The organism is Spirosoma koreense (genome assembly GCF_054777875.1).
Genome location: NZ_BAAHAC010000027.1, coordinates 70045 through 83037 on the forward strand (window position 1 = coordinate 70045; position 12993 = coordinate 83037).

At 54.9% G+C, this 12993-nt stretch carries 7 protein-coding genes; 4 read left to right on the forward strand and 3 right to left on the reverse strand.

Going from position 1 to position 12993, the window contains the following annotated elements; all coding sequences use genetic code 11:
• Positions 1-28: 28 nt before the first annotated feature.
• The 3 genes from ACYVC2_RS25845 to ACYVC2_RS25855 form a co-directional block, all read right to left on the reverse strand.
• Positions 29-1294, reverse strand: a complete 1266-nt coding sequence (locus tag ACYVC2_RS25845) for an FG-GAP repeat domain-containing protein (protein ID WP_461107373.1) — start codon at positions 1292-1294, stop codon at positions 29-31.
• Positions 1295-1421: 127 nt separating this feature from the next.
• Positions 1422-4286, reverse strand: coding sequence for a PVC-type heme-binding CxxCH protein (locus tag ACYVC2_RS25850; RefSeq protein ID WP_461107375.1), 2865 nt, complete (start codon positions 4284-4286; stop codon positions 1422-1424).
• Positions 4287-4318: 32 nt separating this feature from the next.
• Positions 4319-5008: a 3-keto-disaccharide hydrolase gene (locus tag ACYVC2_RS25855; protein ID WP_461107377.1), complete on the reverse strand. Its 690-nt coding sequence runs from the start codon at positions 5006-5008 to the stop codon at positions 4319-4321.
• Between the two features lie 241 nt (positions 5009-5249).
• Here ACYVC2_RS25855 and ACYVC2_RS25860 point away from each other — a divergent pair, with 241 nt between their 5' ends.
• From ACYVC2_RS25860 to ACYVC2_RS25875, 4 genes are all read left to right on the forward strand, one after another.
• On the forward strand, positions 5250-7895 hold the full coding sequence (locus tag ACYVC2_RS25860; RefSeq protein ID WP_461107379.1) for a DUF7133 domain-containing protein: 2646 nt from the start codon (positions 5250-5252) through the stop codon (positions 7893-7895).
• Between the two features lie 275 nt (positions 7896-8170).
• On the forward strand, positions 8171-10012 hold the full coding sequence (locus ACYVC2_RS25865; RefSeq protein ID WP_461107381.1) for a sulfatase-like hydrolase/transferase: 1842 nt from the start codon (positions 8171-8173) through the stop codon (positions 10010-10012).
• Between the two features lie 75 nt (positions 10013-10087).
• Entirely contained in the window at positions 10088-11470 is a 1383-nt protein-coding gene (locus ACYVC2_RS25870) for a sulfatase family protein (RefSeq protein ID WP_461107383.1), read from the forward strand.
• Positions 11471-11519: 49 nt separating this feature from the next.
• A complete protein-coding gene (locus ACYVC2_RS25875; protein WP_461107385.1) occupies positions 11520-12905 on the forward strand; it encodes a sulfatase in 1386 nt (461 codons plus the stop codon).
• Positions 12906-12993: the final 88 nt, after the last annotated feature.

Sequence of the window (12993 nt, forward strand, 5' to 3'; positions counted from 1 at the left end):
GGCGTTTTTTTTCCGTCGGAAAGACTGTTTATTTCTTCATCTTATTCTCGAATAAATACACGCCGTTTTTATTGGCAACCACGATATCTGGTTTTCGATCGCCGTTTATGTCCTGCGCTACAATGTTGAGCCCCGCACCGGAATCATTATCGATGATATGCTCTTTGTAGTACGGTTCTTTGCCGGGCGTAAACTCAAACCACATCAGCATTGGCGCGTCGCTATCGCCGGGGTCGCGGCCGTGGTGTGCCAGAAAGCGCTTTCCGGTAATGTAGTCTTTCCGGCCGTCGCCGTTCAGGTCGGCCATGATGGAGGAGTGTGTCTGAGCCGTCGTGTTGCTCATCAAATGGGTTTTGAAATCTATCTTCCCCTGCTCGCCTACCACCTGCTCGTGCCACCAGACACCCAACGCATGGGCCGATGCGCTAACGACATCGTTCTTTCCGTCGCCGTTGACGTCCAGCACCTGCATGTGCGAACAGGGCTCGCCCAGGTTGGCCGGTTGGAAAACCCAGTCGCCAGATTTTTTATCGGCCGTTCCCTTGAACCACCCCTCCCGGACGACAACATCGTCGAAGCCATCCTTGTCTATATCGCCGAAGCCGATGCCGTGCGAAAAAATCTCCGTGCCCGGCACGTTCTCCTTGCTCAGCGCAAACCGCTGCCATTCCGTCTCGCCGGGTTTACTGGGTGCTTTGAGCCAGACAATCTGCTTTTTGGCCTTGTCGCCACACAGAATATCCAGTCGACCATCGCCGTCGATATCGATAAACCCAGGCGATTCATTGGCGATCCCGACCGAATCGGCCAGGATGTGCTTTTTCCATTCACCAGCCTTTCCGTTCTTCGGATTTTCGAACCAGAAACCGGGTTTTCCGGGGAAATCGATCACAACAACATCGTCCCAACCGTCCTGGTTGACGTCCATGCCCAGGTTCAGGAAGGAATCACTGTATTCTTTCCGCGGATCGTACGTTCGGGAAGGGGCCATCTCGTGCCGGGTCCAGTTAGGCGCTTCGAACCAGTAGTAGCCGGCCACGATATCTGGTTTTCCGTCTTTGTTTAAGTCGGCAACGGCCACGCCCTCCGAGATGAAGTCGCCGGTAATTTTCGTTTTCTTAAACTCCCCCGACGGAACGCCTTTGCTGGTCGCCCGATTCTCGCCCGGCGCATTCGCAGCCTGCTGCTGACGAACTTTGAACAAGTCGTTATTCTGACTGTAGGCGCCTGTCGCCCAGCAGGCAAGGAAAAGCCCGCTCATGACAAAGCGAATAGGTAGGTCTGTTCTTTTCATAACACAATCATTAATGGATAATGAATAATGTAAAATGAATAATGGATAATACTGCCTCGGGTGCAACCTGTTCAACCATCACCGAGCCCTGTGCATTATTCATTTTACATTATTCATTGTTCATCCCTTATTCCTCCAGCGCTTTGGCAATCAGGGCCATAAGCTCGTGATTTTCGTGTGAATGTTCCCGCTGGCCTACCCGGTCGTTCAGGTCTTTCAGCAGTTTTTTGGCGTCGTCCGTACCGATGGCGCCGATGCGCTGAACGGTGTAGGGCAGTTGTTTCGGCATTTTCGATTTCTGCGCCATCTCCAGAGCCCGTTTCATATCGATAGCTGCCAGCGGTTCAGAAGCGTACCATACCATCAGGGGCAGGTTGTGGTCGTCTTTGTCTTCAGTCCGTTGCGTCAGTGCTTCCAGCACCTCCCAGCGCTGGCCCGGTTCCAGCCGCAGCATGGCCGACGTCAGGTACAGCCGAACCAGCGCCGAATTGTCGTTTTGTGCCAGGGCGGCCATGCGCTTCAGGGTTTCCGGCGATACCGATTTGGTTTCGGCCAGCAGTTGAATCGCCCAGCTCCGGACGTATTCATTCTCGTTCGAAAGCAGGTCAGCCAGTTCTTTTTCCGTCAGGCCCTTCGTTACGTGGAGCGCCCACAAAGCCCGAAGCTTGCGGGTTGCGTCGGGGTTTTTCGCCAGAATTTCTTTCAGCGCTTTGTGCACTTTTTTGTTTGGCCCGCGCTCCTGCAAAATCGTCCGGGCTTGTCTGACATACCATTCGTTCGGATTCAGCTGATAATTCACCAGCTCCATATCCGACGCCTGCGTCAGATCGACCTGCACCCACTTGTCGTTCTCGTGGGTAATCTTGAAAATCCGGCCCATGGTTTTGTTATGCACGTCCGGGTTGGGGCTGTGGCACTGGTTTTTGTCGTACCAGTCGATGGCGTAAACCGACCCGCTGGGATCGTATTTCATGTTTAGCCACTGCGACCACGAATCGTTCATGGTCAGGAAATCAGGTTTGTGGGTTACGACATAGCCCGATCCGGTCCGCGTTGGGTGGTCCTGATTCAGCTTGGCACCGTTGATGTTGTTCATGAAGATATCATTGCGGTATTCCTGCGGCCAGCTGTTTCCCAGATAGATCATCGCGCCGGAGTGGGCATGGCCGCCCCCCGCCGAACCCGACCGGAAATTACCCGCGTGCGGGCCCCGTTCGCCGACCCAGTGCACATGGTCCGCGTGGGTTTTGATGTCGTCGTAGGTATACGGGTTGAAATGCTTGCCGGCCTGCCGCTGATACCGCCCCCCCTGGATCATGTGATACATGTGCGGAATAACACAGGCCGTGATAAAAGCATGACCGTAATCGTTGAAATCGAGCCCCCAGGGGTTGCTGGTGCCTTCGGAAAACAGCTCGAACTGGTGCGTAGTCGGGTGATACCGCCAGACCCCCGCATTGATTTTTGTCCGCTCCGAATCGGGTGTTCCCGGCTTGCCGACGTTCGATTGCGTAAAGACGCCGTGGGTGCCGTAGAGCCAGCCGTCGGGTCCCCACCGCAGGCTGTTCAGGGTTTCGTGGGTATCCTGCGTACCCCAGCCATCGAGCAGTTTCTGGGGAGGCCCGCTAGGTTTATCGGTTTTCAAGTCGGCCGGTATGAATAGCAGATAAGGTGCGGCCCCTACCCACACCCCACCCATGCCTACTTCCATCCCACTAACCAGGTTCAGGCCTTCGATAAAGACTTTCTTTTTGTCAAGGGTGCCGTCGCCGTCGGTATCTTCAAAAATAAGGATGCGGTCGCGGCCCTGCCCTTCCGGTGCCGGCACTGGATAGGTGTGGCTTTCGACCACCCAAAGCCGACCGCGCGCATCCAGCGTGAAACAGATCGGCTTGACGATGTCGGGCTCAGCGGCCGCCAGGGTGATCTTAAATCCGTTAGGCAGGGTCATTACCTTAGCCGCTTCGACGCCCGAAAGCCCGGCATGAAGTACCGGATCGAGCGGAGGCAGGATGATGATATCTTTCTGTTTCAGCTCATTCGGGAAATTGGGCCGGGTCGGATAGAACTGAAAATCGTCGAAATTGATGTGCGCCCACTTGTCGTTCGGGATGTAGGGAATCTGCGAAATACCCGTCTCGTTATCTACAATCCGGATGAAGATCTCCTGATTCAGGTACGGTTGCAGATCGACCACGGCCGGTTGCAGCGTCGCCCGCCCCTGCCCCGTGATGTGGTAAATAACCTTACCCGTCGAAGCCTGCACGAGTTCGACGCGGGTATCCTGCAGCGCCCCGCCCGACACCTTGAAGGCCGCAAAGGGCTGGGTCACGTTGAAAGGTACCGACGTCAGAGTTCCGGTGAGTTTATAATTGGTGGTTCCGCCACTGCTCAGGAAATATTTTCCATCAAAGCCGATGTGCATGTCTTTTTCGTGCACCGGTGACGGGTCATCCTGGGCAAAAACCGGACTGGTGAATGCATCGCCCGTGGCGGTCCAGTCCTTCAGCGTCCCCGTCTCGAAGTTCAGGTTCAACGGTTGCCCGTTTTTTGTAGGCGTCAGGCCGGCAACGGTCGCGGCCGAGATGGCTCCTTCCACTACCTCGAAGCTTCCGACCATCCCGGCGGCCCGGTGTCCTGGAACCGTACAGAAATACGTATCGCTCTTATCGGCCGTAAACATAATGCTCGTTTTGGTGCCTTTGTCCTGCAGGGTCTTGCTCTTCAGACCGAGTTTTTCGAGGGCGATGTCGTGCGTCATCACCTCTCCATTGGTAATGGTTATCCGCACCCGATCGCCTTTATTGGCTTTCAGCGTAGGGTTCCGGGCGCCATCCTTTCCAAAAAAGCCCAGCATGGTCGCTTCCAGGGCGTAGTCCCGGTCGACTTTCGCGGTATCACGTACCGCTTTGACGGTCTGCGCCCTAACGAACGGTTGAGGCAGGAGAAGGGTAGCCAGCAATAAGGGCGCCAGCAAACGGAAACTAGGCATAGATATATAAGTTAATGGGTTTCTGACAGGATTTACAACTCCGTAATTGTCAAATCGCGGAAGTCGACCTGAGCAACTCCTCCGCTGTGAATCTGCACGGCAATGACTCCTTTCTTAGGGATTTTGCTATCCTGCTCTGTATAGTCGCAGGTCTTGACCCCGTTGATGTAAAGTTCGTGGTGGTTGCCCTTGCAGCGAATGATGTAACTGTTCCAGCCGTCTTCCTTCAAAATCCGCCGGAGGACGCTCAGATTACCGCCGACTAGTTTTTCCCGCCGGTGTTCGTCGTAAATATCCCCCCAGTACCCATTACCAATATCGGCCTGGTAGCCAACGATTTTACCACCTTCCAGAATGGACCGATACTGGATACCGCTGTTGATCATGCCCGTTGCCGGATCGCCGTAGAGCCGAAACAGGCAGCGAAACTCGAAATCGCCGTATTCCTTTGTGGTATGCAGGTACGTATTTTCCGGAATTTTATGCACACCATCCCCGCTATGAATAGCGCTGTCCCTAACCGACCACAGTTTCTGATGCGCCGGGTCGACGGTTTTCCAGCCGGTCAGCGTTTTGCCGTCAAATAAGGATTCCGTTCTTCCCGGTGGTTGGGCACTAACCTGTGAGACGCTACAGGCCTGACTTGCCAGCAGGCCGACCAGTATCAGAAACCGTTTCGGTGCGTTTGTTCTAAGCGGCCAATGTGTGCGTAATACTTTCATTCTTTGCGGGTTCAGGTAAATTTCCAATTTATTCCCCTAAAAAGCGATAAAAATTCTCCTTACTACTCGTTCAGGCCGGTGTTTGTCGCTACGCAGGAAATAATTTGCGCCAAAGCGGTTAAAGCCAGTATGGCCCGGCGCTTTTTATATCCGGTTTTTCACTCGACCTTTCGTAGGTAGTTCCTTCAAAGGCACTCGACCGGGCAGCCCCATCCCCAATCGTATTGTTTTTCAGTTGCATATGCTAAAAGTTAGCTTTACCCTTTTTTCAGCGCTCCTCTTTCTGCTGGGCAATCGTTCGACCCAGCATTACTCTCCAACGAATCAGGCTCCTGGTCGCGCCATTCGGGCCGACTCGTTGCGCAATGCCGCCAGCTGGCCGTCTGAACTTACCGCTACCAACTTTGCAGGCGCCGACCTGACACCCAGCCCCGCCTGCCTGGCCGTTGCGCCGACGGGCGAAGTATATGTGGGTGTGGACATGATCGGTTCACTCGGCAAAAATCCGGGCAAAGGGCAGATTGTCCGGCTGGTCGATTCGAACAACGACGGCAAAGTAGACCAGCACACGACCTTCGCCATGGTCGACAACCCACGGGGAATTTTACCGGTCGGCCATCAGCTGTTCGTGCTGCATACGGTGTTCTCGAAAGAAACCGGGCTCGCTTCCGGCATGGACCTGGTCGTGTTCGAAGATGCCAACCAGGATGGGGTTGCCGACGGTCCTTCGCGCCCGCTCATTCAGCACCTCAGCTCGCCAAAGTTTCTGCAAAGCCGGGGAACCGACCACGCGACCAATGGGATTCGGATGGGTATCGATGGCTGGATTTACATTGCCGTGGGCGATTTCGGCTTTTACAATGCAGAAGACCGTACGGGCAAAAAGCTGACGATGCTCGGCGGAGGCATTGTCCGGGTCCGGCCCGATGGTACCGAAATGGAGGTGTATACCCACGGCACCCGCAACATCTACGACGTAGCCATCGACCCGTACATGAATATATTTACCCGCGACAACACCAACGACGGTGGAGGCTGGAACATCCGGTTCAGCAACCAGATCCAGTCGGGCGAGTACGGCTACCCCTTGCTCTTCAAGCATTTCACAGATGAGATCATTCCGGCGCTGGTCGACGTAGGCGGTGGTTCGGGAACGGGGGCGTTGTTCATGGACGACGATACCTGGCCCGACCGGTACAACCACGTTCCGATGATGGCCGACTGGGGCCGCAGCCAGCTGTTCATTCACCGGGTTACGCCGGACGCCAGCACGTTCACTCAGAAAGAAGAGGAGTTTATCAAACTGGCACAGATCACCGACGTCGACGTCGATGCCTCGGGTCGGGCTTATCTGTCGGCCTGGGACGGTGCGGGTTATTCGGGCAATCCGAGTAAGGGGTTCGTGGTACGGGTAGTGCCTAAAAACTGGACGTATAAACCCTTTGCCGACGTCAGGAAAGCGTCGATCGGTAAGCTGGTCAACCTGCTGAAGTCAGGTAGTTCAGTAGCACGGCTGGCTGCTCAGCAGGAACTACTTACCCGGCCGGCTCAGAAAGTGGCCAAAGCAACCTGGAAAATGGCGACTGATCAAAACGCACCGCTTTTCGCGCGGGTGGCGGGTATGTATGCGTATGCACAGGCCACCGGAGCCAGCGGCATCGATAACCTGGTCAAGCTAAGCGCAGACGCTACGATGCGGGAGTTTGCCCTGCGCGCCCTGGCCGATCGGAAGCCCCTGCGCAACAGCGTACCGATTCAACCCTTCCTTCAGGGTATGACCGATCCGTCGGTGCGGGTTCAGATGGCTTCTATCATTGGCCTAGGTAGACTTGGTAAACCAGAAGCTGCATCGGCTTTGCTCCAGGTGAAGGTACCGGCTTCGTTTGTCGCTCCGGCGCTCGGCACGGAAGGCCCCCACGCCACCCCGAACTCGGCTATTATTTTGCCACATCTGGCCGTGCAGGCACTGGTCAGCCTCGACGCGGTGGATGCGTGCCTGAAAGCGATCGGTACGCCACAGTCGACCCTAGCACTCTGGACACTGCGGTATATGCACGACCCGAAAGCGGCTATGGGCCTGATGACCGCTTACCGAAACACTACCGATGCGGTTCTGAAAAAACAGATTCTCAGCACTTTATCCCGGATTTATCAGAAAGAAGCAGACTACGACGGGCAGCGCTGGTGGAGCACCCGCCCCGACACCCACGGTCCGTATAACGTAACGGCGCAATGGGCGTCGTCTCCGGCCATTAGGTCGTTTCTGATCGAGGAAGCAAAGAAGACCGGCGACAAGGCTTTCTTTCGTGACCTGAACAGCCGCTATCGGATGGAGATTACGGAACTGGGCGAAGACGAATCGGTGGTAGCGAAGGAAGAACCGAAGGTTGATCTGGAGAAAATCCGGAACAAAAAAGGCCAGATCGGCGAATCGTCGATTGAAGACGTCATGCTGGCTATCGCCAAACTTCCGGGTGAGGCCGCGCTGGGCAAAACCCTGTTCACCCAACAGGGTTGCATCGCCTGCCACAGCCTGACGAAAAGCGAACCGCTGAAAGGACCGTACATGGGACAAATTGGCTCGATCATGAACCGGGAGCAGATTGCCGAGTCGATTCTGAAACCCAATGCCTCCATCTCGCAGGGGTTCGTGACGGTCCTCATCACTGCCAAAGGAAATAAAACCTATACCGGCTTTGTCACCGAAGAATCAGCGAATCGGGTGGTACTTCGGGATATCGCGGGGCAGATTTACCGGATAAAACCGTCGGATATTCTGAGTCGCAAAGAGCTGGAAACGTCTATGATGCCGACGGGTCTTGCCAATGCGCTGTCGTACGAAGAATTTGCCTCGCTCGTCACGTTCCTCTCGCAACAGAAACAATAACCCTTACCAATCTTCGGACAAATTCCGGGTAGGCTGGCCCGAGACGCAGGACAGTCGCTGGACGAGAGAGCTGGAGCAGAATCGACTCGGTCAGGGTAACAATGCCATCATTCGGGGCGAAAATATCGTGCCGACTGGAGAAACTTCAGGTCATTACCCATGACCGGAAAGTCCAGCTGGTGGAATCGGCAGGAGTGGATGATCCTTAACCGGAATTATCTACCCTTGCTGGTGGAATTGGTAGGGAAATAGTGACCGAACAAAACCGGCTCAAGATGAAAACACGAATCAGACTGGTCGGGCTGCTGCTGCTGCTTGGCTTTTTTCAGGGGAAGGCACAATCGGCTACCGATCGGCCGAATATTCTCTGGATCGTCAGCGAAGACAACAATACCTCGCTGATCGGCTGCTACGGGAATCCGTATGCGACTACACCGAACATCGACCAGTTTGCCAAAGCAAGTATTCTTTACAAAAATGCGTTTTCGACGGCCCCGGTTTGTGCGCCTTCACGTAACACGCTCATTACGGGTATGTATCCGCCCTCGCTGGGCACCGAACATATGCGCAGTACATATCCGGTGCCATCATTTGTAAAATTCTTTCCGAAATACCTGCGGGAAGCGGGGTATTACACGACGAACAATTCGAAGAAAGATTACAACACCGTCGATCAGAAGGACGCGTGGGACGAGTCGAGCGATTCGGCGACGTATAAAAAGCGGAAACCCGGCCAGCCGTTCTTTGCCGTATTCAACCTGTTCGTCTCGCACGAAAGTGGGCTGCACAAGCCACTTCCTTCCTTGCACCACGATCCCGAAAAAGCACCGATTCCGCCTTACCATCCGCGTACGCCCGAATTCAAACACGATTGGGCACAGTATTACGACAAGGTCGAAACGATGGATAGTCAATTCGGCAAACTGCTGAAAGAACTGACCGACGCGGGCCTGGCCGAAAATACCATCGTGTTCTATTATGCCGACAACGGCGGAGTGCTGGGCCGCAGCAAACGGTTTATGTACGAATCGGGGCTACACGTGCCACTGGTGGTTCATCTGCCGAAGAAATACGCGCAGCTGGCGAAGGCCAAAGCCGGTTCGCAGACGGATCAGCTCGTTACGTTTCTGGACTTTGCGCCGACTATCCTGAGTCTGGCCGGTATTAAAATTCCTGAATACATGCAGGGCCAGGCGTTTCTGGGCACCCAGCAAAAACCGGAACAGCCCTACGCCTACGGGTTTCGCGGGCGCATGGACGAGACCATCGATCTGTCGCGGTCGGTGCGCGACAAAAAATACCGCTACATCCGGAATTACCTGCCGCACAAGATTTACGGGCAGCACCTGAATTACCTCTGGCAAGCTCCGTCGATCCGGTCCTGGGAAGCCGAATACAAAGCCGGGCGTCTGAACGAGGTGCAATCGCGCTTCTGGCAACCCAAACCGGCCGAAGAACTTTACGACGTAGCGGCCGACCCCGACAACATCCATAATCTGGCCGCCGACCCAAGGTACGCGAACGAGTTGAGCCAGCTACGAAAAGCGAATGAGCAGTGGCTTCGGCAGAGCAACGACGTCGGCTTTATTCCCGAAGCAATCCTGGCAAAAATTGCGGGTCAGACGCCTTTGTACGACTACGCTCATCAGGGTAGATACAACACCGATCGGATCATCGAAACCGCTACGCTGGCGTCTTCCCGCAACCCGGCGGATGCCAGAGAACTTATCAACCGACTGGCCGATACCGATCCGGTGGTGCGGTATTGGGCGGCTACGGGCTGCACCATTCTGAAACCAGCAGCGGCTAAAGCATCGCTCCAGAAACTTCTTCAGGACCCGGAAGCTGCCGTTCAGGCTGCCGCGGCCGAAGCGCTTTACCAGCTTGGCGAAAAAGAAGAATCGATGGCTGCGTTTAAGAAAGTGTTAATCAATGAAAACCGGCTGGTTCGCCTGCAAGCCCTGAGCGTCTTGCAAGGTCTCGGGAAAGACGCCAGCCCGGCAGTAGCGCAGGTGAAAGACATTGTCGATCATGCCGCAAAAGACTATTCCGTCGACACGGCCTACGATGTCCGGGCCGCCCAGAATCTGGTCGAAGAGCTGAAAAAGAATGAATAATGGATAATGTACAATGAATAATTCATAGCATATTGACGATCAGTGCATTATTCATTATCCATTATTCATTAACTTATGAAAAATATACTTCTCCTTTTATTCGCACTCGTCCCGGTACTTTCGTCTCTGGCGCAGTCGCCGGCGGCCCGGAAGCCTAACGTCATCCTCATTATGGCCGACGATCTGGACAGTTGGCAGTTGAGTTGCTACGGTGGCAAAAACCTACGAACCACGCACATCGATGCGCTGGCGGCTGAAGGACTCAAATTCAATCAGATTTATACCTCCGAAGCGATGTGCGTACCGACGCGGGCGTCGCTGTTTACGGGCTTGTATCCTGTTCGGCATGGGTCGTTTCAGAACCACAAGCCCGTATACGACAATCTGAAAAGCGTCGGCCATTACCTGGGCGATCTGGGTTACCGCGTTGGGCTGACAGGTAAAGATCACGTGACCAAACCCAAAACCGTCTTTCCGTTCGAGATCGTGAAAGGCTTCGAACCCAACTGCGTGGCGCCAACGGACGATTACGAACTCGATGACGTGAAGGAATTCATGACACGAGACACAAAGCCGTATTGTCTGTTCGTCATGAGCATCAACCCGCATACGCCCTGGACGGCGGGCGACACCACCGAATTTGATCCGGACAAACTGATTCTCCCCAAAAACTGGGTCGATACGAAGGTTACCCGACGTCAGTTTATGAAGTACCTGGCGGAGGTTCGGCGACTGGATAATCAGGTGGGCGACATTACCCGGCTGCTCCGCGAAACCGGTCAGGATAAGAACACCATCGTCGTGTTTCTGGGCGAACAGGGCGCGCAGTTTCCGGGAGCTAAATGGAACCTGTGGGATGTTGGCCAGAAGAGCTCGATGCTGGTCAAATGGCCCGGCGCGGTCAAACCCGGAGCCCAAACCAACGCGCTGGTTCAGTACGAAGACATCACGCCCACGCTCATTGACATAGCGGGCGGTAAGCCCATCGCCAGCCTGGACGGCAAAAGCTTTCTGTCGGTGCTGACCGGCAAACGTACCCAGGCGCGGGAGTACGCCTATGGCATCCACAACAACATTCCCGAAGGCAACCCCTACCCCATCCGCAGCATCCGCGACACGCGCTATAAGCTCATTCTGAATCTGACGCCAGAGAAAGAGTATTACAACCGGTTCATGATGAACGCCCAGAAGCAGGACCCCGATTCGGTGTGGTCTTCCTGGACCCATCAGGCGACCAACGACCCGAACGCCCGACGAATTACCGAGCGCTTTGTGAAACGCCCCGCCGTCGAATTCTACGACACGCAGGCCGATCCATGGGAACTGAATAACCTGGCTACGAATCCTGTGTATCAGGACCGCATCAACCAATACCGGCAGAAACTGGAAGCGTGGATGAAGCAACAGGGCGATACCGGTGCCGCGCTGGATATCTCTTATACGCAAAAGAAGAAATAGAATTTTGTCATTCTATACTAAAGCACACACTACGTTTAGACAGTTACCCATGACGTTGAAAACCAGTCCCCTACTTTTTCTGCTTACCCTACTTCTGCTGATCGGAAACGCGGTTTTTGGACAAGCGGGGAAGACCCGCCGGCCCAACATCATCGTTATTCTGGCCGACGATCTGGGCTGGAGTGAACTGGGCTGCTACGGCAATCGTACCGACGGACTGCACTTCAATGAAACCCCGAATCTGGACCGGCTGGCGGCTGGCGGGATGCGCTTTACTCAGGCGTATGCAACGGCTCCCGTCTGCACACCCACGCGCATTGCGCTCATGACCGGGCAGCATCCGGCCCGCGTGGGCATTACGGACTACCTGGACGCGAAAGACGAAAAATTTCTGTCGCCGGATTACGTAACGCTGAACGAGCAACTGAAGAAAGCCGGGTACCATTCGGGGCTTATCGGTAAGTGGCACTTAACGGGCGATTACACGAAGAAAAAGGGCGAACCCGCCAAGCACGGCTGGGACGAGGTGATCTGCTCCGAAACCGGCTACATTGCCAATGGTGATTATTTTCATCCGTATTTTTTCATGCCCGACGTTTCGGCTAAAGTTCCGAACGAATACCTGACCGACCGATTGAATAGCGAAGCGGTCGATTTTATCCGGCGCAATCAGGCCAGCCCTTTCTTCCTGTACCTATCGCATTACGCGGTGCATACCAAGCTGGCGGGCAAACCCGACAAAGTGGCGAAATATCGGCAGAAATCTGGTGCGGGTATCCGGCAGAACAACCCGGAGTTAGCCGCTATGCTCGAAAGTATCGACGACGGTGTCGGTCAGATCGTTTCTACCCTGAACGAGCTGGGGCTAAGCGAGAATACGCTGATTCTGTTCACGTCCGACAACGGGGGCGAGAGCAACGTAACATCAAATGCACCCTGGCGGGGTGGCAAATCGGAGCTGTACGAGGGCGGCATCCGGGAGCCGTTTATCGCGTACTGGCCCACTTCGATCCCGGCCGGTAAGGTATCTGAACAGGTCATCAACACACTGGACATATACCCCACGCTGCTGGAACTGGCGTCGGTCGAACCCGCTTCCGATTTGGTGCTCGACGGAGTCAGCTTTGCTCGTGTGCTTCGAAAGAATGGGAAGCCCTCCTCGCGGACGCTCTACTGGCATTATCCGTTACCCAAGCCTCATTTCCTGGGTGGACGATCGGCCGGAGCCATTCGCAGCGGAGATTTCAAGCTGATTTCGTATTTCGACAACGGTCAGGTGCAGTTGTTCAATCTGGCCGCCGACCCGGGCGAACAAACCGATCTATCCGAAAAACTCCCGGCTGTCCGGTCGAAACTGCTCACCCAACTGCAGCAGTGGCGAACCAGGACGGTACTCAATGTACAATCAACTGCCGGTTCTTCCGCAAAACCTTAGCATGACCGCCTGCCCGGCTGGGCGGAGTCATACCGGGCTCATCAGGCCTATGCTGGCTGCTCACTTCTAAGTGAGTTCTTTTAGTATT